The sequence below is a fragment of the Microbulbifer sp. S227A genome (assembly GCF_049800935.1).
Genome location: NZ_JBNAFZ010000007.1, coordinates 224,838 through 244,070 on the forward strand (window position 1 = coordinate 224,838; position 19,233 = coordinate 244,070).

At 59.0% G+C, this 19,233-nt stretch carries 21 protein-coding genes; 8 read left to right on the top strand and 13 right to left on the bottom strand.

All coding sequences use genetic code 11. The features are described from left to right. Nucleotides 1-8: 8 nt before the first annotated feature. Nucleotides 9-1,499 carry a YifB family Mg chelatase-like AAA ATPase gene (locus ACP15R_RS17510; RefSeq protein WP_224867794.1) on the bottom strand — a complete coding sequence of 497 codons (1,491 nt, stop codon included), beginning with the start codon at nucleotides 1,497-1,499 and terminating at the stop codon, nucleotides 9-11. A 101-nt stretch (nucleotides 1,500-1,600) separates the two neighbouring features. Next, nucleotides 1,601-1,840 carry an accessory factor UbiK family protein gene (locus tag ACP15R_RS17515; RefSeq protein ID WP_224867792.1) on the bottom strand — a complete coding sequence of 80 codons (240 nt, stop codon included), beginning with the start codon at nucleotides 1,838-1,840 and terminating at the stop codon, nucleotides 1,601-1,603. Nucleotides 1,841-2,276: 436 nt separating this feature from the next. On the opposite strand from ACP15R_RS17515, the gene ACP15R_RS17520 reads away from it, so the two are divergent. From ACP15R_RS17520 to ACP15R_RS17540, 5 genes are all read left to right on the top strand, one after another. Next, nucleotides 2,277-2,999 (top strand): TorF family putative porin, encoded by a 723-nt coding sequence (locus ACP15R_RS17520; RefSeq protein WP_224867790.1) that lies wholly within the window; start codon nucleotides 2,277-2,279, stop codon nucleotides 2,997-2,999. A gap of 56 nt (nucleotides 3,000-3,055) precedes the next feature. Beyond that, nucleotides 3,056-3,394 carry a P-II family nitrogen regulator gene (locus ACP15R_RS17525; RefSeq protein WP_222230538.1) on the top strand — a complete coding sequence of 113 codons (339 nt, stop codon included), beginning with the start codon at nucleotides 3,056-3,058 and terminating at the stop codon, nucleotides 3,392-3,394. Nucleotides 3,395-3,485: 91 nt separating this feature from the next. Beyond that, nucleotides 3,486-4,745: an ammonium transporter gene (locus ACP15R_RS17530; RefSeq protein WP_010133726.1), complete on the top strand. Its 1,260-nt coding sequence runs from the start codon at nucleotides 3,486-3,488 to the stop codon at nucleotides 4,743-4,745. 115 nt (nucleotides 4,746-4,860) lie between these two features. Beyond that, the gene (locus ACP15R_RS17535; RefSeq protein WP_010133727.1) at nucleotides 4,861-5,199 is read left to right on the top strand and encodes a P-II family nitrogen regulator; all 339 of its coding nucleotides are present in this window, start codon (nucleotides 4,861-4,863) and stop codon (nucleotides 5,197-5,199) included. Nucleotides 5,200-5,621: 422 nt separating this feature from the next. After that, on the top strand, nucleotides 5,622-5,834 hold the full coding sequence (locus ACP15R_RS17540; RefSeq protein ID WP_222230535.1) for a hypothetical protein: 213 nt from the start codon (nucleotides 5,622-5,624) through the stop codon (nucleotides 5,832-5,834). A gap of 227 nt (nucleotides 5,835-6,061) precedes the next feature. Here the strand turns inward: ACP15R_RS17540 and ACP15R_RS17545 are convergent, their stop codons facing one another. The 4 genes from ACP15R_RS17545 to lptM are packed head-to-tail and all read right to left on the bottom strand — an operon-like array spanning nucleotide 6,062 to nucleotide 9,285. Beyond that, the gene (locus ACP15R_RS17545; protein WP_224867789.1) at nucleotides 6,062-6,823 is read right to left on the bottom strand and encodes a DUF484 family protein; all 762 of its coding nucleotides are present in this window, start codon (nucleotides 6,821-6,823) and stop codon (nucleotides 6,062-6,064) included. 59 nt (nucleotides 6,824-6,882) lie between these two features. Then, on the bottom strand, nucleotides 6,883-7,713 hold the full coding sequence (gene dapF, locus ACP15R_RS17550; protein WP_224867788.1) for a diaminopimelate epimerase: 831 nt from the start codon (nucleotides 7,711-7,713) through the stop codon (nucleotides 6,883-6,885). Nucleotides 7,714-7,759: 46 nt separating this feature from the next. After that, nucleotides 7,760-9,019, bottom strand: coding sequence for a diaminopimelate decarboxylase (lysA, locus tag ACP15R_RS17555; protein WP_224867787.1), 1,260 nt, complete (start codon nucleotides 9,017-9,019; stop codon nucleotides 7,760-7,762). Continuing rightward, nucleotides 9,016-9,285, bottom strand: coding sequence for an LPS translocon maturation chaperone LptM (gene lptM / locus ACP15R_RS17560; RefSeq protein WP_224867786.1), 270 nt, complete (start codon nucleotides 9,283-9,285; stop codon nucleotides 9,016-9,018). Before lptM ends, lysA begins: the two co-directional genes overlap by 4 nt. A gap of 101 nt (nucleotides 9,286-9,386) precedes the next feature. Here lptM and cyaY point away from each other — a divergent pair, with 101 nt between their 5' ends. Beyond that, on the top strand, nucleotides 9,387-9,719 hold the full coding sequence (gene cyaY / locus ACP15R_RS17565) for an iron donor protein CyaY (RefSeq protein ID WP_224867785.1): 333 nt from the start codon (nucleotides 9,387-9,389) through the stop codon (nucleotides 9,717-9,719). Between the two features lie 59 nt (nucleotides 9,720-9,778). On the opposite strand, the gene argH is transcribed toward cyaY, so the two are convergent. Next, a complete protein-coding gene (argH, locus tag ACP15R_RS17570; protein ID WP_424987592.1) occupies nucleotides 9,779-11,191 on the bottom strand; it encodes an argininosuccinate lyase in 1,413 nt (470 codons plus the stop codon). Between the two features lie 100 nt (nucleotides 11,192-11,291). Here argH and ACP15R_RS17575 point away from each other — a divergent pair, with 100 nt between their 5' ends. Both ACP15R_RS17575 and ACP15R_RS17580 read left to right on the top strand, forming a co-directional pair. After that, the gene (locus ACP15R_RS17575) at nucleotides 11,292-12,563 is read left to right on the top strand and encodes a sensor histidine kinase (RefSeq protein WP_224867783.1); all 1,272 of its coding nucleotides are present in this window, start codon (nucleotides 11,292-11,294) and stop codon (nucleotides 12,561-12,563) included. After that, on the top strand, nucleotides 12,560-13,318 hold the full coding sequence (locus tag ACP15R_RS17580; protein ID WP_224867781.1) for a LytR/AlgR family response regulator transcription factor: 759 nt from the start codon (nucleotides 12,560-12,562) through the stop codon (nucleotides 13,316-13,318). Before ACP15R_RS17575 ends, ACP15R_RS17580 begins: the two co-directional genes overlap by 4 nt. Before the next feature lie 53 nt (nucleotides 13,319-13,371). Here the strand turns inward: ACP15R_RS17580 and ACP15R_RS17585 are convergent, their stop codons facing one another. The 6 genes from ACP15R_RS17585 to ACP15R_RS17610 form a co-directional block, all read right to left on the bottom strand. Further along, nucleotides 13,372-15,060 carry an amidohydrolase gene (locus ACP15R_RS17585; protein ID WP_224867779.1) on the bottom strand — a complete coding sequence of 563 codons (1,689 nt, stop codon included), beginning with the start codon at nucleotides 15,058-15,060 and terminating at the stop codon, nucleotides 13,372-13,374. A 32-nt stretch (nucleotides 15,061-15,092) separates the two neighbouring features. After that, nucleotides 15,093-15,710, bottom strand: a complete 618-nt coding sequence (locus ACP15R_RS17590; protein ID WP_224867777.1) for a LysE family translocator — start codon at nucleotides 15,708-15,710, stop codon at nucleotides 15,093-15,095. A 15-nt stretch (nucleotides 15,711-15,725) separates the two neighbouring features. After that, nucleotides 15,726-16,472 carry an SDR family oxidoreductase gene (locus ACP15R_RS17595; protein ID WP_224867775.1) on the bottom strand — a complete coding sequence of 249 codons (747 nt, stop codon included), beginning with the start codon at nucleotides 16,470-16,472 and terminating at the stop codon, nucleotides 15,726-15,728. Further along, entirely contained in the window at nucleotides 16,469-16,723 is a 255-nt protein-coding gene (locus ACP15R_RS17600; protein ID WP_224867773.1) for a hypothetical protein, read from the bottom strand. The genes ACP15R_RS17595 and ACP15R_RS17600 overlap by 4 nt, the downstream gene beginning before the upstream one ends. Before the next feature lie 65 nt (nucleotides 16,724-16,788). Next, nucleotides 16,789-17,937 (bottom strand): PilT/PilU family type 4a pilus ATPase, encoded by a 1,149-nt coding sequence (locus tag ACP15R_RS17605; protein WP_224867772.1) that lies wholly within the window; start codon nucleotides 17,935-17,937, stop codon nucleotides 16,789-16,791. A 229-nt stretch (nucleotides 17,938-18,166) separates the two neighbouring features. After that, on the bottom strand, nucleotides 18,167-19,201 hold the full coding sequence (locus tag ACP15R_RS17610; RefSeq protein ID WP_224867770.1) for a type IV pilus twitching motility protein PilT: 1,035 nt from the start codon (nucleotides 19,199-19,201) through the stop codon (nucleotides 18,167-18,169). Nucleotides 19,202-19,233: the final 32 nt, after the last annotated feature.

Below are 19,233 nucleotides of genomic sequence, written 5' to 3' on the forward strand. Positions count from 1 at the left end.
CGGCATGCTCAGGCGGGGATAGCGGTTTTGCGATCCAGGTTGCGGTAGGCCAGAGCCTCGGCGATGTGCGCTGTGCCGATATGTTGCTGCTCACTCAGGTCCGCCAGGGTGCGTGCCACTCGCAGTACCCGGTGGTAACTGCGCGGAGACAGCCCGAGCTTTTCTACCGAGGCGCGCAACAGTGCGCTCTCGGCTTTTCCCAAACGACAGTATTCATCCAGTTCACTGCCCTGCAGCTCGCCGTTGATCTTCCCTTGCCTTTGCAATTGTGACTGACGTGCGCTGCGCACCCGATTCCGTACCACTGCCGAGGATTCTCCAGCGGGCGAATCCTGCAGTTGGGCCGCGCTCATGCTGGCGACTTCTACCTGCATATCGATGCGGTCCAGTAGCGGGCCGGAGAGTTTGTTGCGGTAGCGGTCGATCTGATCCGGGGTGCAGCGACAGCGGGGTTCTCCCAGATAGCCGCAGGGGCAGGGGTTCATTGCCGCAACCAGCTGGAATTGGGCGGGAAAGGTGACCTGGGCGCGGGCGCGGGAAATGCGTACCTCGCCGTTCTCCAGTGGCTCGCGCAGAATCTCGAGCGCCGCACGGGGGAATTCCGGCATCTCGTCGAGAAACAGTACGCCGCGGTGGGCGAGGCTGATTTCCCCCGGGCGCGGGTTGCTGCCTCCGCCCACCAGTGCGGTAGGCGAGGCGGAATGATGTGGTGCACGGAAAGGCCTTTGGCTCTCCCGCGCGAGCCCTGCACTGGAATAGAGCGCGGCGACCTCGATGCGCTCGCGCTCGGTCAGTGGCGGCAGTATTCCCGGCAGGCGGCTGGCGAGCATGGTTTTGCCGGTACCTGGCGGTCCGTAAAACAATAGGTTGTGCGATCCAGCGGCAGCCACCTCGAGAGCGCGCCGCGCTTTCAACTGTCCGCGCACGTCGGCGAGGTCCGCATACAATGCTTCTTCTATGGATTCATCGCCGACGGCATCGGGCAAGGGCTCGCGCCCGTGCAGTTGCGCACAGACCTGCAGCAGGCTGTTAGCGGATTTGACCGGGGTCTTGATCAGCGCCGCTTCCGGCGCCGACTCTGCCGAAATCACCAGGGTGCGGCCGCTGTCGCCGCAGGCCATGGCCGCGGGCAGCCCCCCGGGCACCGGGCGCAGGCCGCCGGACAGGGCCAGCTCACCGATAAATTCAAACTGCTCCAGGGTTTCTCCGGGTATCTGGCCGGAGGCGGCCAGCACGCCCAGGGCAATCGCCAGATCGTAGCGCCCGCCGGCCTTGGGTAGATCGGCGGGCGCCAGATTCACGGTGATACGCCGCTGGGGAAACTCGAAATGGCTGTTGATAATGGCGCTGCGCACGCGATCGCGGCTTTCGCGCACGGCGGCTTCCGGCAAGCCGACAATATTGAATGCGGGCAAACCGTTGGCGAGGTGGGTTTCTACGGTGACCAGTGGCGCCGCGACCCCCAGTTGGGCACGGGCATAGGTAATGGATAGGCTCACTTTTCTTCCTGAAAAATTGTCTTCCGTGAAAGTTTTTGCTCATTGCGAGCGGCTGCGAGCCAAATTAACCCGAAGCTTTCCTGCGTGACTGGGCGTGGCAGTTACTGCGGATCTGGCAGCTGTTGTTCCAGTTGTTGTTCCAGTGCGCTGATCTGCGTTTCCAGTTGCGCGAGCTTTTCCTCTGCCCGCGCCAGTTTGGCGGCCTGGATATCGAACTCCTGCTGGCTTACCAGCGGGAGTTTGCCCAGCGCCACCGCCAGCGCATCCTTCAGATCGCTGCTGATGACTGCCCCTTGTTGTTGCAGTTCATTGAGTAACTGTTGCAATTTTTCCGCGGCCAAGCGCAATTCTCCACTACAAAACACGATATTCGTAGCTGCAAATAGTACCGCAGCCCGGATTTCCTACCAAGGTAATCTGACGCTGCGCCTATTTAGGTCACGCACCGGCAAGTCAGCGCAGATCGGCGCCCACTTTGGGTGCAGGTTCCATTTTGGTGCGCACTATTTTTGCGCAGTGGTGTGAGCCGGTCGTGGCGATTTCTGTGAGAAATGTCCAGATGTAGACCTAACTGTTTGATTCTCTTGGCTTTTTAAAAGTTGGCACTAACTCTGCAAGTAGTCTCCCTGAATCGCCCTGGTAACGAAGGCAGGGGACAGGTCTTCTTGTGAAGCACCCGGGCGAGCGCGGTCAGTGTCGTCTCCCCGACGTAGTCAGCGCCGCTAGATAAAAAATACAAAACAAATATTTCACACAGAGATCTAGGAGAACCTAAAAGTGGGATTCAATAAAAAAGTTGCAGCAATCGTATCCGGTAGCGTTCTGGCGATGGCTATTTCCAGCGCCGCTACTGCCGAAGAATCTGGCCCCAGCTTCAGCGCCAATGTTGGTGTTGTGACCGATTACCGTTTCCGCGGTATTTCCCAGACCGACAGCAACCCGGCTGTTCAGGCTGGTGTAGACCTGGACCTGGGCAACGGTTTTTACGCAGGTACCTGGGTTTCTCAGGTTGACTTCGCTTACGGTGCTGACGAAACCGATTTCGAACAGGACTTCTACGGCGGTTACGCCGGTGAGACTGCTGGCGGTGTTGGCTACGACGTTGGCTACATCTACTACGCCTACCACGGTAGCGATCAGGACGAAGACTATCAGGAAATCTACGGTAGCCTGAGCTTCGGCGACGCTTCCTTTGGCTTCGCTTACTCCGACGACTACTGGTACCAGAGCGGTGAGTTCTACTACCTGAGCGCTGGCTACTCCTTCGCCCTGGCCAACGACATTTCCCTGGACCTGAGCGCTGGCCTGAACCTGTTTGACGAAGAAATCTTCCTGAACGGTTCCGATTCTTACATCGATTACTCCGTATCTGTAGGTAAAGAGTTCGGCGGCCTGGCCCTGAGCGCTTCTCTGGTTGGTACCGACGTAAGCGACCAGGAGTGCTTCCTGACCGATTGGTGCGAGCCGACCGTTCTGGCTGGTGCTTCTTACAGCTGGTAACAGCAACAAAAATGAGCCCGCTCTTTGAGTGGGCTTAATTATTTAGGGGGGAGACCATGAAACTGGTAACCGCAATCATCAAACCTTTCAAGCTCGACGCAGTGCGCGATTCCCTGGCAGAAGCCGGTGTCAATGGCATTACCGTGAGCGAAGTAAAAGGTTTTGGGCGGCAGAAAGGACATACCGAGCTCTATCGTGGAGCGGAGTATGTAGTGGATTTTCTGCCCAAAACCATGCTGCAAATTGCCGTTGAAGACAGCCAGGTGGATGCCGTGCTGGAAGCAATTGGTAAAGCAGCGCAAAGCGGCAAGATCGGCGACGGCAAGATCTTTGTGGCAAACCTTGAGCAGGCAATCCGCATTCGTACCGGCGAGTCCGGTGCTGAAGCGATCTAATTAATAGAACAGATTGCCAAAACGATTCTTTGATCAATAGACAACAACTGCCGGGGTAACCCGGACTAGTTTGGGTTAAACGGAGCGAAAAATGGAAAATCAAATTTTTCAGTTGCAGTACGCAATTGATACATTTTATTTCCTCGTGTGTGGTGCACTGGTTATGTGGATGGCAGCGGGCTTTGCCATGCTGGAAGCAGGCCTGGTGCGTTCTAAGAACACCACCGAGATTCTTACCAAAAACGTAGCGCTGTTCGCGATTGCGTGCACCATGTATCTGATCAGCGGTTACGCGATCATGTACGATGGCGGCTGGTTGCTGAACGGCATTGAGGCCTTCAGCCTCGACGAAGTACTCGCATCATCTGCTGAGAACGGTTTCGATGGCGATTCCGTGTACTCCGGTGCTTCTGACTTCTTCTTCCAGGTTGTGTTCGTTGCTACCGCAATGTCCATCGTATCTGGCGCGGTTGCCGAGCGCATGAAGCTGTGGAGCTTCCTGATCTTCGCGGTTGCCCTGACCGGTTTCATCTACCCGCTGGAAGGTTACTGGACCTGGGGCGGCGGTGAAGTATTCGGCCTGTACAACCTGGGCGACCTGGGCTTCTCCGACTTCGCCGGTTCCGGCATCGTACACATGGCTGGTGCCGCTGCTGCTCTGGCTGGCGTACTGCTGCTGGGTGCACGTAAAGGTAAATACGGCAAGAACGGCGAAATCTACGCGATTCCTGGTGCCAACCTGCCGCTGGCGACCCTGGGTACCTTCATCCTGTGGATGGGCTGGTTCGGTTTCAACGGCGGTTCCGTACTGAAGCTGGGCGATGCGGCAAGCGCGCACTCTGTTGCATTGGTATTCCTGAACACCAACGCCGCTGCTGCCGGTGGTGCTGTTGCCGCTCTGATTACTGGCCGCATCCTGTTCGGTAAAGCCGACCTGACCATGCTGCTGAACGGCGCACTGGCTGGCCTGGTAGCGATCACCGCTGAGCCTTCTACTCCGACTCCCCTGCAGGCGACTCTGTTCGGCGCGCTGGGTGGCATCCTGGTAGTCTTCTCCATCATCACCCTGGACAAGCTGCGCATCGACGATCCTGTTGGCGCCATCTCCGTGCACGGTGTTGTTGGTCTGCTGGGTCTGCTGCTGGTACCGGTTACCAACGATGGTTCTTCCTTCAGCGGTCAGCTGATTGGCGCCGCTACCATCTTTGGCTGGGTATTCTCTGCCTCCTTCGTAGTCTGGTACGCCCTGAAGCTCATCACCGGTATCCGTGTTACCGAAGAAGAAGAGCAACAAGGTGTTGACTTGGCTGAGTGCGGAATGGAAGCTTATCCGGAATTTACTAGCAAGTAATTGCTCTTAAAGAAGGCCGTCGATAGTTGGACTTCCAATATCGACGGCAGTAAGGAATCTTCCGGTACCGGTTTTCGGGCCGGTACCCGCAAGAAACATAATTAGGGGATAAGTCATGAAATTGATTACGGCTGTTGTAAAGCCATTCAAACTAGACGACGTGCGCACCGCGCTGTCTGAAGTGGGCGTGCAGGGCATGACCGTGACCGAAGTGAAGGGCTTTGGCCGTCAGAAAGGCCACACCGAGCTCTACCGTGGCGCTGAATACGTCGTAGATTTCCTGCCCAAGGTTAAGCTGGAGCTGGCGGTTGGCGACGACATGGTAGATAGCGCTGTAGAAGCGATCACCAAAGCGGCGCAAACTGGCAAGATCGGTGACGGCAAAATCTTTATCACTGCGCTCGAAGAAGTAATCCGTATTCGTACCGGCGAAACCGGCAGCGAAGCGGTCTGATCAAAGAATCGGACACAGTGTTTTATGAGCCCCGCTTTGCGGGGCTTTTTTGTGCGCGAAAGAAATGTTGGATAGGCGTGCGTTGCCTGGCGGCGAAAACGTTTTGCCGCTGTGGATGACGTCGTAATTGTGGCGTCGAAAAAAGCATAACCAACAGCAATAAATCGGGCAAAAAACGCACAAAAAAACTCTACCGGAAAAGGGAACCTTTTCTGGCAGGCTGGTTGGACACTGCCTATAAATATTTCGCCGCAGGTAATCTTCTGCTTGGCGAGTTTTATTTGCTGTTTTTCCCGCGTCGGTTTTTTACTGGCGGGAGAAAAGGCAAGGTTGCCGCCAAACGATGACGCATGTCGGAGATGTGCTGCGGCAGCAGGGGTATTCCCTCTGTAACAGGGGTATCAAGTTACAGGGTAATTGACATGAAAGACGACCAGTCCAGCGCTCGATCGAAAGACAATGAGGATTTCGCCGAAGAGCGCACGCTTTCCTCCCGCCAGCGGGCCCGCAGTCAACTGAGTGCCGAAGTCGAGGCCTTTCTCGCCAGAGGCGGCGCCATCGATGAAGTGGCGCCAGATGTAACTGCTGACCCTCCGCGCAAGCCGCAGCCGAAGTACGGCAGTCGGCCGATCTAAGCGCACTGGAACAGGAAATACTGGGTGCCGGTTTGGCCGGCAAGACGACAGATTGAAGGGGCTCACCCGCCGATTGAATGCGTCACCCCGGCCCGTGCCGGGGTCCAGTTCTCCTCCGCTTCTCGTTTCCCTTCACCCACTAGTTACGCAGCCCTGCAGGCAACCCTGCGGCTAAGTGGTGTGTGGATGGCAAAGCGCGCGGTGTGAGGTGAGAGCATGCTGCGGGATTAGCTGCGGGCCAGCAGGTCGGGCAACAGGCGCTCGAGAACTTCACCGATATACGACAGAAACAGGGTGCCCAGGCTGGAGCGGTAGTGATTGGGGTCGCTGGAGCCCACCGCGAGGATGCCCAATTGGCCCGCGAGAGGCACCACCGCCGCCGATGCCACCTTGTCGGCGGCGTCGCCGAACAGGTAGGCGGTTTCAGTGGGGCGCAGGGTGCCGCACACGGTGCGACCGTTGCGCAGAATAGAGCCGATGGCACTTTCCGCGCTGACGCGACTGCTGGTGCGAACCTGACCGAGGTGTTTACCGGAACCGGGCAGGGGACCAAATACGGTCAGTGAGGTGATTTCTACCTTGAAGTCATCGGCGAAGCTGCGCAGCAGTGCATCGCCCGCTTCGCCCACGCTGCGCGCTTCCAGCAGCGCCAGCACCAGTTGGCGGCTGTGCATAAACAGCTGGTCATTGTCCCGTGCGGCCTGCAGCAGCTGGTCGAGACGCTGGCGCATTTCGATATTGCGCTCGCGCAGCAGGTTGGTCTGGTGCGTCATCAGCGACACGGTCTTGCCGGATTCTTTCGGCAGCTGGATGGTCTCCAGCAATTCCATATTCTCGGCGAAAAACGTGGGGTTCTGGATCAGGTAGCGGGCCACCTGTCGCGACAGCAGCTTTTTGTTGCGCTGGTTTTCGCTGTCGGCCGCTTCCAGTTTGTCCAGGTTGGCTTCGACTTCGCTATCGAGCAGGGGGGCGTCGCTGTGATCGGTCATGTTCGGGTTCGTTATGTATTGTCGAAATCGCAGTCACTGCGTGCAAAGCGTAAACAGGCTCAGAGAACAATCTGGCCGTGGTATACGGAGGCAGTAGGTCCGGTCATGGTAACCGGCTCGCCGGGCCCCGGCCAGTGAATCGTCAGGGTGCCGCCTGGCAGGGTGATCAGCACCTCTTCATCCACCAGTCCGCGCAGTCGTGCGGACACCATCGCGGCGCAGGCGCCGGTTCCGCAGGCGCGAGTCTCGCCGACGCCCCGTTCAAATACCCGCAGGCGCGCTTTGCCGCGCTCCTCAATCTGCAGAAAGCCCACGTTAACGCGCGCCGGGAAGCGCGGGTGGCTTTCGATGGCCGCACCGAGGCTGTCGACCGGTGCCTTGGTGACGTCGTCCACCAGCAGCACCGCGTGTGGGTTGCCCATGGAAACGGCGCCGACGTTATAGGTTTCGCCGTTGACTTCCAGCGGGTAGGACTCTGCCTGAATGTCCGCCTGAAAGGGTACGTCGGAGGGTTCCAGCACCGGCGCGCCCATGTCGACGCTCACCTGGTCCTTTTCCTGCACCTTGAGTTCGAGGATACCCGCGGCGGTTTCTACCAGGATGTGTTCCTTGCTGGTGAGGCGGCGGTCGCGCACGAAGCGGGCAAAGCAGCGGGCTCCGTTGCCACAGTTTTCCACTTCGCTGCCGTCGGCGTTGTAGATGCGATAGCGAAAATCCACATCCGGATTGCGCGGCGCTTCCACCAGCAACAGCTGATCGCAGCCGATACCGGTGTGCCTGTCGGCGATCTGACGGACTTTTTCCGGCGACAGTTTCACCCGCTGGGTGATGCCGTCGACCATGACAAAGTCATTGCCGAGTCCGTGCATTTTGGTGAATTTGAGCCGCATCTACTGTGTTTCCTGTCCGTCTATTCCGTCTGCTCTGTACGTTCGCTTACTGGTCGTCTTTGGCCGGCACGGTGGATTCCCCGCGCACCAGGTCCGCCAGAGTTTCGCGCGCGCGCACCAGGTAGGTCTTGTCGCCGTCTACCAGCACTTCCGCGGCGCGGGTGCGCGAGTTGTAGTTGGAGCTCATGGTAAAGCCGTACGCGCCGGCCGACAGCATGGCCAGCAGCTGGCCCTCTTCGAGCGCGAGTGGGCGGTGCTTGCCGAGAAAGTCGCCGGTTTCGCACACCGGGCCGACAATGTCCCAGCTCTCGGTTTTGCCGTTGGACGGGGTGACCGCAACGATATCCTGCCACGCCTGGTACAGCGCCGGGCGTAGGTTGTCGTTCATGGCGGCATCGACGATAGCAAAATTGTGATCTTCGGTGCGCTTGAGGAATTCCACTTTGGTCAGCAGTGCGCCGCCGTTGGCAGCAATGGAGCGGCCGGGCTCCAGTACCAGTTCCAGGTCGCGGCCGGCGAGACGCTGTTTCACCGCGCCGAGGTAATCGCTCACTTGCGGCGGCTCTTCGCCACGGTAGCGCACGCCGAGGCCGCCGCCCAGGTCCAGGTGCTTCAGCTTGGTACCGTCTTCGGCGAGTTCGTCGATCAGTACCAGCAGGCGGTCGAGGGCGTCGAGGAAGGGGGCAAGCTCGGTCAGCTGGGAGCCGATATGGCAATCCACGCCCACCGCATTGAGGCTTTGTGAGTCCGCAATACGCGCGTAAACCGCACGTGCGCGCTCGATGGCGATGCCGAATTTGTTTTCTTTCAGGCCGGTCGAAATGTAGGGGTGGGTATTCGCATCCACGTCCGGGTTCACCCGCAGGGACACCGGTGCGGCCACGCCCATTTCGGCGGCGACCGCTTCCAGGCGGTCCAGCTCGGATTCCGACTCCACGTTAAAGCAGTGCACACCCACCGTCAGCGCGCGGCGCATTTCGTCGGCGGTCTTGCCGACGCCGGAGAAAACTACTTTGGCCGGGTCGCCGCCCGCCATCAGTACGCGCTCCAGCTCACCGGCAGACACGATGTCAAAGCCGGCACCCAGTCGCGCCAGTACCGACAGGATACCCAGGTTGCTGTTGGCCTTGATGGCGTAGCAGATCAGCCCCGGGTGGTCGCCCAGCGCGTCGGCGTAGGCCTGATACTGGAGCTCGTAGTGGGCGCGGCTGTACACATAGGTGGGGGTGCCAAACTGTTCGGCAATCTGCTCGAGGCTGACGCCCTCGGCCCACAGACTTCCCTGCTGATAGTGAAAATCACTCATTTGGATACTGCTTCCGCTTCCGTGTGTTGCTGGTGGGTATCTTGTTCTTGTTGTGCAGAACCGGTTTTGTGCCGCTTGTCCTCACTGCTGGTCGCGGGCTGCCCGTGGCTGTGAGCGCCGGTGGTCATCCCGGGTGCCCGCGGAGCACCAGTTGCACCGGGCGCAGCCGGATCTTGCGGCAGGTAGAGCGGGCCCTTCTGGCCGCAGGCGCCAAGTGTCGCGGAAAGCGCGATGATGGCGGTCAGTGAAATCAGCTGTGTGCGCATTGGGTATACCTGCCGCCTGATGCGGGACGAGAAGACCAGAAAAGCCTGCTAGTATAGCGACCCTCGCTCTAATGCAACACAGTAACAAAAGTAACCGAATTATGACCCAGGCCGCCTCCCAAGCCAGCTACAACGCCGCCATCGAAGAAACCCTGATTGCGATCGAAGATGCGCTGGATAACTGCGATGTGGACATGGATTACGAGCGCGCGGATGCGGTGCTCACCATTGTGCTTGAAGACAACGGCACCCAGGTGATTCTGTCGCGCCAGAGTGCGGTGCAGGAGTTGTGGGTGGCGGCGCGCTCCGGCGGTTACCACCTGAGTTTTCAAAACCCCGGGTGGCAGTGCACCACCACCGGTGAAGACCTGCCGACTCTGCTGGACCGGGTATTGACCGAGCAGCAGGGGAGTGCGGTCGCCCTCGGTCTTTAATTGCGGCAGTGCCACAACAATAAAAAAGCGGGCAAAAAGCCCGCTTTTTTATTGCCTGCTTATCGCGCGGCGATCAGTGCACGGGCGCGTTCACAGGCAGCGCGCACCTGATTCGGCGCGGTGCCACCGATATGGTCGCGGGCGGCGACGGAGCCTTCCAGGGTGAGTGCGTCGAATACATCGTCGCCAATCACGTCTGAGAATTTTTGCAGTTCGGCCAGGCTGAGGTCGGCGAGGTCGCAGTCTTTGTCGATGGCGAAGGCCACGGACTGGCCGACAATTTCGTGGGCATCGCGGAAGGCCACGCCCTTACGCACCAAGTAATCGGCGAGGTCGGTGGCGGTGGAGAAGCCCTTGCCGGCTGCGGCCAGCATGTTTTCTTTCTTCGGTTTCAGCGCCGGCGCCATATCGGCAAAAGCACGCAGGCAGTCGAGGGCGGTGTCGGCGGCGTCGAACAGCGGTTCTTTGTCTTCCTGGTTGTCCTTGTTGTAGGCCAGTGGCTGGCTCTTCATCAGGGTCAGCAGGGCGATCAGGTGACCGTTTACGCGGCCGGTCTTGCCGCGCACCAGCTCCGGCACATCCGGGTTTTTCTTCTGCGGCATGATTGAAGAACCGGTGCAGAAGCGGTCCGGCAGGTCGATAAAGTCGAACTGGCTGGAAGTCCACAGCACCAGCTCTTCACTGGCGCGGGACAGGTGGGTCAGCAGCAGCGCGGAGAAGGCACAGAATTCGATGGCGAAATCGCGGTCACTCACGGAATCGAGCGAGTTTTCGGTGGGCGCATCAAAGCCCAGCAGCTCGGCGGTGCGCGCGCGGTTGATCGGGTAGCTGGTACCGGCCAGTGCGGCGGCACCCAGCGGCGAGCGGTTGACGCGCTTGCGGCAGTCCATCAGGCGCTCGAAGTCGCGGGTCAGCATTTCGTTCCAGGCCAGCAGGTGGTGGCCGAAGGTTACCGGCTGCGCGGATTGCAGGTGGGTGAAGCCGGGCATAATGGTAGCGGCTTGCTGCTCGGCCAGGTTCACCAGGCCGGTCTGCAGGCGGGTCAGTTCGGCTGCGATCTGGTCGATGCGGTTGCGCAGCCACAGGCGGATATCCGTGGCCACCTGGTCGTTGCGCGAGCGGCCGGTGTGCAGCTTCTTGCCGGTGGCGCCGATGCGGTCGGTCAGGCGGGCTTCGATGTTCATGTGCACATCTTCCAGTTCGACCGACCAGGGGAAGTCGCCGGATTTGATCTCCTCGGCGATATCCTGGAGGCCGCCGGCGATCTGCTGGAATTCGTCGGCGGTGAGCACGCCTACTTCCGACAGCATCTGCGCGTGGGCCAGGGAGCCCTGAATGTCTTCCAGTGCCATGCGCTGATCAAACATCACCGAGGCGGTGAAGCGCTCCACGAAAGCATCGGTGGCTTCACTGAAGCGGCCGCCCCAGAGCTTGGCTGCGGGATTGTTTGTGGATGCGTTGTCGTTACTCATGCTGCCTCTGCTCGAATGTGCGTTGGAATATGGAAGTCGATCCGGGATGGCGGTATCTTCTTTACTCTCTAGAACGGCTCCAGAATAAAGATAACGTGGTATGACATCTTCCCGGCCCGCGCAAGCGGCGGGCATTATAGCGCAGCAAATTCGTAAAATTGCCCCCAAAGGCAAAGATTCTGCGCGTCTGGACCCCGGCAATTCGGATAGCCCCCAATACCCCCACTTCCTCCCTGACCTGTGCAGCGTGACCGGCGTAACTGCCCTAGTTCTGATGGGCGAGCTGTTGGCTTTGGTGCTGGTGCTCGCCACCGATGGTATCCACCCGTTTAACTGGCAACGCCTGGGGCTTGTGTCGCTTACGGTGCAGTGGGTGACCCTGCCTGCCGCCGCCATTCTGTGCCGCCTGCGTCCATTCCTGGCAAAACTTACCCACAGGCTCGCCGCTGCGCTCAGTTACTGCGCGGTGCTTGCTGTGCTGTTGCTGGTGCTGCTTGGCCAGCACTGGTGGGCGGCGGATATGGCCGGGGCAGGTATCGGTTGGATGTCGCTGCTGGCGAATTTCCTGGTGGGCGCAATCTGCGCGGGCGTGGTACTCCGCTACGCCTACGTGCAACAGCAACTGCACAACCAGCAACAGGCGGAGCTCGGTGCACGCATCGAGGCGTTACAATCGCGCATTCGCCCGCACTTTTTGTTTAACAGCATGAACAGCCTCGCCAGCCTGATTGCGGTGGACGCGGAGCGCGCGGAAAAACTGGTGGAAGATTTGTCTGCGCTGTTTCGCGCGTCACTGGCGGACTCGAAAATGGTACCGCTGGAGCAGGAAATTGCGCTGGCAAAACGCTATCTGGAAATTGAGTCTCTCCGCCTCGGGGATCGGTTACAACAGCAGTGGCAGATCGATGTTGTGAGCGATGGCCTACAGGTGCCGTCGATGTTGTTGCAGCCGTTGCTGGAGAACGCAGTGCTGCACGGTGTGGCGCGCTTGCGCGGTGGCGGTGCGATAAAAGTCGCGGTGCGCGAGCAACACAGCGGTGGTCAAAATGTCATTGGCAGTGAAGTGCGCGAGCTGCTATTGTCGATTCATAATCCTGTTGCAGAAGCTAACACTGAGAGTGCTCGCAACCGCAATGCCCATCTAGACACGCACGATGGCAACGGTATGGCGATGGAAAATATTCGCCAGCGTCTCAGTGCGTTTTACGGCAATCGCTTCCGCTTTAGCGCGGAGCAGAAAGGTGGCGTCTACCAAGTAGCATTACACCTGCCGATGAACGCGGAAGTGGCAACCAGATCAACTCAGCCAGTGCATGCACCGGCCCGGAGCGAGCGAGCCCAAGCGAGCGCTCGAGACGAGGTGGCGTTGTGAATGTCGCCGAACGCCCTCTGGGAGTGCTGATCGTCGATGACGAGCCTCTGGCACGGGCCAGACTGGCCCGACAGTTGCAGAGTATTGATGGTTGCCAACTGCTGGGAGAAGCTGCCGATGGGGAAAGCGCGTTACAACAGCTGGATTCACTCGACCCGGACCTGCTGTTACTGGATATCGAAATGCCCGGAGAAAACGGGCTGCAACTCGCCAACCAAATCTCCAACCGTCCCAATCCACCCGCGATCATATTCTGCACTGCCCACGACGAATTTGCGCTCCCTGCCTTTGCGGTTGCTGCATCGGGTTACCTGCTCAAGCCCGTCAATGTGGAGCAACTTGCACAGGCGATTGCCCAGGCGCGAAGACTGAGCAAGCCGCAACTGCTGGAGCGCACCGCGGAACCCGCGCAAGCAACGGGTGGCCGTCGCCAGATCAAGGCGGTGAGTCGCCGCGGTGTACAGCTGCTCAATATCGAAGATATCCGCTGTTTTGTCGCGGAAGATAAATATGTGATTGCCCACCACAGTGCCGGCGAGACATTGCTCGATGAATCGCTGAAGGAACTGGAAGCGGAATTTGGCCAGCGCTTTGTGCGGGTGCATCGCAATACCATTGTGGCGAAGATGCATATCACCGGTCTGCAAAAAGAGGGTGACGGCTACCGGGTAACCCTGGCGGGTTGTGCACATTTCCCGGTGGTTTCGCGCCGCTTGCTCGCCGGTATCAAGGCGCTGCTTACGGAAATGGCCTGACTCTGCGGTGGCCTGAATGTGAGCCGATTTGAGTATGATACGCCCGGAAAGGCTTAGCGCCTGCCGGCAATCCAAGTCTCCAGTACCTGAATATCCCGCCATTTTTGCGCAGGCGTCTGCAGTGGATTTTTATCCACAATCGCCAGGTCCGCATACTTACCCACTTCCAGCGAACCAATTTCCTGTTCCATCCCCAGCTGCCAGGCGCCGTTGATGGTCATGGCCTGCAGTGCCTGTAGCGGGCTGATTGCTTCATGGCCGCCGATCAGTGTGCCGCTGCGGGATAGTCGGGTGATGGCAGTCTGCATCAGGCTAAACGGTTCGGCGGGGAACATCGGGCTGTCCGCGTGCAGGGTTGGGTACATGCCGAGATCAAACGCGGTTTTTACCGGCAGAATTTGTTCGGTGCGCGCGGGGCCCAGCAAACTCTCTTTCAGCGCATTGCCGTAATAGTAGAGATGGTTGATATGGAAGCTGGGGGTAATGCCCAGCTTGGCCATTGGGCTCAGCGTTGTACGGTCGACCAGCAGGCCGTGCTCAAGCCGGTGGCGCCTGCCAATAAATGCTGCGCGTTCGCGCGCGTCCAGCGCGTCGTATTCTTGCTGCAGCAGTTCGATAAATTCTTGCGCGGCGCGGTCGCCCTGCACATGGGTGGCGGTTTGCCAGCCGCGTGTATTTTTATCGCGCAGCTGCGCGCGGAAGGACTCTGCGGTAATCACCGCCTCACCGTGACTGTCGTGGCCGATACCCAGCTGCTCGCTGAGCGCGCTATCGCGATAGGGCTGCTCTACCATCATGGTGCCGCTGTAGGGCGAGCCGTCGTACCAGAATTTGGCGCCGAGAACGCGGAAGAAATCGCTGTCGAAATCCGGTTTTCCGTCCAGCTTGGTCAGGTTCTCACCGCGATAGTAAAAGAACTGGCGAATACGCGGCGCGAAGTTTTCGCTGGCGGCCCAGCGAGCCAGCCACGCGGGTACATTGAAGCCGAGGGAAGCCACGCTGGTGAAACCCGCCGCGCGCAGGTCATCCAGGCGCGCCTGGTATGCCGCCGCCACTCTGAGTGGTTTTTTGTGCACCGCGGTAAACGGCTCCATGGCTTCCTTTTCCACCAGCATGCCATTCAAGCGCCCGTCTTCGTCCCGCCCGAAATAGGAGCCATCGCCGGGCGCCGGTGTGCTTTCATCGATTCCGGCGGCGGCTAGCGCGGCGGAATTTACCCAAGCGGTGTGCAGGTTTGCTGCGAGAATAAATACCGGGTTGTGGGGTGCCAGCGCGTCCAGCTGTGCGCGGTCAGGTGTTTGCAGGTCCGCAAGCAGAATTGGATCCAGCCCCATGGCATACACCCACTCGCCGCGCGGGGTGTTAGCGATTTCATCCTTCAGGGCTTGCCAGGCATCCGCTGCCGAGGCATGGGTAAAGCCGCTCATATCGAGGAAGTTGCGGAACACGGCGCTGATGGCAGGGTGCTCGTGGGCGGCAACAAAGCCGGGAAGTACTGTCTTGCCTGCGAGATCGACGGTTTCGGTATCGGTGCCGGCCAGCGCCTGGATTTCGCGGTTGCTGCCGACGGCGAGGATTCGATCTTTCCTGACCGCAATTGCCTCGGCGATAGTGTTGTTCCCGTCCAGCGTGATGACGGTGCCGTTGACGAAAATGCGGTCGGCTTTATCGGAACTTGAACAGGCGCAAATCAATATGCCTGAAACAATAAGCAGAAAGCGTAGAAGATTGGTGTAATACATTTTTATTCTTATTGTTACTGCTTTCGCTTAACTCAGTTACCGCGGGCGGCCATCCAGATGCCACTGCCGATCAATGTGGCACCGCCGACATAATTAAATAGTCGACTTTGCGTGCGATTTTTTAATATCGCCTGCGCGCGCACCGTGGCCCAAGCGTAGGTCAACATAACACCGCCCACCGCCAGGGTAACCACGACGAAAATAATAATGGTATCCATCACGGTAATTTCCTTGATGGGCAGGAACGCGGGGAAAAAACTCAGATAGAACAGAATCGCCTTGGGGTTGCCCAGCGTCGTCGTCAGTCCCAGCAACCAGCTGGACGCGAGCGAACTTTGCTTCGGCGTCGTGTTTACTTCCGCAGTGCCACGTGCGCGCAACAGGCTGAGGCCAAGCCAGATTAGATAGGCCGCGCCCACATATTTCAGGATCACAAAGGCATTGCCCATCACATCGGCAATATAGGCGAGGCCAGACAAGCACAGGGCGATAAAGACATAGTCCCCGAACACAATACCAATGGTGGTTACCAGGCCATGCAGCATGCCGCCACTGGCCGAGCGCGCCATGACCGCGAAGGTACCCGGACCAGGAATCGCCGCCAGCACGATCATGGCGCCGAACAGGGCGAGGGTGTTAACGAATGTCATAAATGCTGTTCCTGTTCAGCAGCCGCCGGTCACGTCAATAAAGGTACCGGTGCTGTAAGCCGCCTGTTGGCTGAGTAGCCAGGCGATGGCTGCGGCGACTTCTGTATCTTTGCCACCGCGCCCGAGGGGAATTTGTGGTGCAAGGCGCGCAATACGCTCCGGCTCGCCACCGTCCGCATGCATTTCGGTGTGGATAAAACCCGGACGTACACCGTTTACCCGAATGCCCTCTTTGGCCACCTCTTTGCTCAGGCCAATGGTGAGGGTGTCCACGGCACCTTTGCTGGCTGCGTAGTCGATATATTCATTGGGTGAGCCGCTGCGTGCGGCACCGGAGGAAACATTGACGATGGCGCCGCCGGTGCCGCCGAGCAACGTGGACATACGACGCACCGCCTCGCGGCAGCAAAGCAGGGTGCCGGTTACATTGGTTTGCAGTATCTGATTGATACGCGCTGCGGTCATATCTTCCAATCGCGACTGGGTCAGCAGCATGCCGGCATTGTTCACCAGTGCGCTCAGCCGGCCCAGTTGTTGGTCCACTTCGCGGAATAGCCGTTCAACGTCGGTCTCTACGGCGATATCGGCCTGAACTGCAATCGCATTTGCACCCAGTGCCTGGCATTTTTCAACGATGCGATGCGCGTCCGCTTTGCGGGTGCGGTAGCTGATGCAGAGGTCATAGCCCTGCCCAGCAAGTAGAGTGGCGGTGGCGGCACCGATACCACGGCTGCCACCGGTGACCAGGGCGATGGGCTTCATGGAATTACCAGTCCGGCTTCAGCGAGGCGGCCACGCAACTGTTCCATGGCGTCGCGGTATTCCCAATACATGATGCGGCCATGGGAGCCGGTCACCAGGATGTACTGCTCGCTGATAGATTGAATCCGCTCGATAGCGATCAGTTTGGTCATAAAGCTGGCTTCATTAACCTGCTCGATAATTTCCTGATTATTCTCATCGTAGCCATGTACGACGAGAGCGGTGCGGACGTCCAGTTCCAGGAATTTCACTGTGAACTTCTCGTGAGATGGAGGAGGGACGGGAGCCTATTGAATGGCTCCCGCCGGGCATTGAATCAATACAGCTGCGGGCCGCTGTTGTTGTCGTTGTCGCCGGCCAGGCTCAGTTCGTCGGCGGCGCTATTGAGGTACTCGGCGTCGGATTCGGACTTGAGCTTGATCATCAGGCGCAGGTCGTTCGCGGAGTCGGCGTGGGCGAGGGCGTCTTCGTAGGTGATTTCGCCGCGGTCGTACAGTTCGTACAGGGCCTGGTCGAAGGTCTGCATTCCCTGTTCGATGGAGCGTTTCATCAGCTCCTTCATTTTGTGCACCTCGCCCTTGCGGATCAGGTCCGACATCAGCGGGGTGTTGATCATGATTTCGAGGCAGGCGCGGCGACCGTCGCCGTCCGGCGTCGGCACCAGCTGCTGGGCGACCATGGCGCGCAGGTTCAGCGACAGGTCCATCCACAGCTGTTCGTGGCGGTCCGCCGGGAAGAAGTGAATGATCCGGTCCAGCGCCTGGTTGGCGTTGTTGGCGTGCAGGGTACACAGACACAGGTGGCCGGTTTCGGCGAAGGCGATGGCGTGGTCCATGGTTTCCCGCGACCGCACCTCACCAATGAGGATGACGTCGGGGGCCTGACGCAGGGTGTTCTTCAGGGCGGTCTCGAAGGAGTCGGTATCGAGGCCAACTTCCCGCTGGGTGACGATACAGCCGCGGTGCTGGTGGATAAATTCGATGGGGTCTTCGATGGAGATGATGTGACCCTTCGAGTTTTCGTTACGGTGGCCGATCATGGAGGCCAGCGAGGTGGATTTACCGGTACCGGTTGCACCTACAAAGATGATCAGGCCGCGTTTGGTCATGGCCAGCTCTTTGAGCTGCTCGGGCAGGCCGAGTCCGTCGATGGTGGGAATCTTGGTTTCGATTCGACGCAGCACCATGCCGACGAGGTTGCGCTGGAAGAAGGCGGATACCCGGAAGCGGCCGACGTTGCGCAGGGAGATGGCGAAGTTGAGTTCTTTGTTTTCGATGAACTCTTTTTTCTGCCGGTCGTTCATGATGCCGACAACCATTTCCCGGGCTTTTTCCGGAGACAGCGGTGAGGTGGTGACGGGAACGATTTTGCCGTGCAGTTTGATGGAGGCGGGTACGCCGGCGGTGATGAATAGGTCGGATGCGCCTTTTTCACTCACCAGTTGTAAGAGTCGTTCGATTTCCATTTTTATTTACCGCTGTCGGTTTATTCGGATCCGGGCTTGTTCTTTTACAGTCCGGTGGCGGCAAAGCACCGGGGATTCGTTTTCGAAACCGCTGTAAATACATCCCTGTACGCTGCGTCGGCGACGTCCATGTCGCCGACGCTTTCGAAAACGAATCCCCGGCACTTTGCCTTCAATTCGTTGTGTTGTGCTTCGTAAGCGCTCGCTTAATCAGTAACGCAGGCGCTATTTAGAAATTTTCTGGCATCTTCGCTTTTTCACGCGCAACTTCGCGGGTGATGATGCGTTTTTCAAGCAGGTCCTGCAGGCACTGGTCCATGGTCTGCATGCCCACGTTGGCACCGGTCTGGATGGCGGAGTACATCTGCGCAATCTTGTCTTCGCGGATCAGGTTCCGGATCGCCGGGGTGCCGCGCATGATTTCGTGGGCCGCCACTCGGCCGCCGCCGTTGCGCTTGAGCAGGGTCTGGGAGATTACTGCCTGCAACGATTCCGAGAGCATCGAGCGCACCATGGCTTTCTCTTCCGCCGGGAATACGTCGACGACACGGTCGATGGTCTTGGCGGCGGAGGTGGTGTGCAGGGTGCCGAATACCAGGTGGCCGGTTTCCGCGGCGGTCAGTGCCAGGCGGATGGTTTCCAGGTCTCGCATCTCACCAACCAGGATGATGTCCGGGTCTTCACGCAGTGCGGAGCGCAGTGCTTCGGCGAAGCCGTGGGTGTCGCGGTGGACTTCCCGCTGGTTGACCAGGCACTTCTTGGATTCGTGCACGAATTCGATCGGGTCCTCTACGGTGAGGATGTGCTCGTATTTGTTGTCATTGATGTAGTCGATCATCGCCGCCAGCGAAGTGGACTTACCGGAACCGGTAGGGCCGGTCACCAGCACCAGGCCGCGCGGGGTGTCGGAGATCTGCTTGAACACCTGGCCCATCCCCAGGTCTTCCATGGTGAGTACCTTGGAGGGAATGGTCCGGAATACGGCGCCGGCGCCGCGGTTGTGGTTGAATGCGTTCACACGGAAGCGGGCCACACCGGGGACTTCGAAGGAGAAGTCGGTTTCCAGGAACTCTTCGTAGTCCTTGCGCTGCTTGTCGTTCATGATCTCGTAGATCAGACCGTGCACCTGTTTGTGCTCCATGGGCGGCAGGTTGATACGGCGCACATCGCCATCTACCCGGATCATGGGGGGCAGGCCGGCGGAGAGGTGCAAATCCGAGGCATTCTGCTTGGCGCTGAAGGCGAGGAGTTCTGTAATGTCCATACTGCTACCTTTATTCTTCTCTTACATTCACT

Coding starts and splice junctions, on each gene's coding strand:
- ACP15R_RS17525 (WP_222230538.1), top strand. CDS start 3,056: ATGAAACTGGTAACCGCAATCATCAAACCTTTCAAGCTCGACGCAGTG.
- ACP15R_RS17530 (WP_010133726.1), top strand. CDS start 3,486: ATGGAAAATCAAATTTTTCAGTTGCAGTACGCAATTGATACATTTTAT.
- ACP15R_RS17535 (WP_010133727.1), top strand. CDS start 4,861: ATGAAATTGATTACGGCTGTTGTAAAGCCATTCAAACTAGACGACGTG.
- ACP15R_RS17540 (WP_222230535.1), top strand. CDS start 5,622: ATGAAAGACGACCAGTCCAGCGCTCGATCGAAAGACAATGAGGATTTC.
- ACP15R_RS17545 (WP_224867789.1), bottom strand. CDS start 6,823: ATGACCGATCACAGCGACGCCCCCCTGCTCGATAGCGAAGTCGAAGCC.
- dapF (WP_224867788.1), bottom strand. CDS start 7,713: ATGCGGCTCAAATTCACCAAAATGCACGGACTCGGCAATGACTTTGTC.
- lysA (WP_224867787.1), bottom strand. CDS start 9,019: ATGAGTGATTTTCACTATCAGCAGGGAAGTCTGTGGGCCGAGGGCGTC.
- lptM (WP_224867786.1), bottom strand. CDS start 9,285: ATGCGCACACAGCTGATTTCACTGACCGCCATCATCGCGCTTTCCGCG.
- cyaY (WP_224867785.1), top strand. CDS start 9,387: ATGACCCAGGCCGCCTCCCAAGCCAGCTACAACGCCGCCATCGAAGAA.
- argH (WP_424987592.1), bottom strand. CDS start 11,191: ATGAGTAACGACAACGCATCCACAAACAATCCCGCAGCCAAGCTCTGG.
- ACP15R_RS17575 (WP_224867783.1), top strand. CDS start 11,292: ATGACATCTTCCCGGCCCGCGCAAGCGGCGGGCATTATAGCGCAGCAA.
- ACP15R_RS17585 (WP_224867779.1), bottom strand. CDS start 15,060: ATGTATTACACCAATCTTCTACGCTTTCTGCTTATTGTTTCAGGCATA.
- ACP15R_RS17590 (WP_224867777.1), bottom strand. CDS start 15,710: ATGACATTCGTTAACACCCTCGCCCTGTTCGGCGCCATGATCGTGCTG.
- ACP15R_RS17595 (WP_224867775.1), bottom strand. CDS start 16,472: ATGAAGCCCATCGCCCTGGTCACCGGTGGCAGCCGTGGTATCGGTGCC.
- ACP15R_RS17605 (WP_224867772.1), bottom strand. CDS start 17,937: ATGGAAATCGAACGACTCTTACAACTGGTGAGTGAAAAAGGCGCATCC.
- ACP15R_RS17610 (WP_224867770.1), bottom strand. CDS start 19,201: ATGGACATTACAGAACTCCTCGCCTTCAGCGCCAAGCAGAATGCCTCG.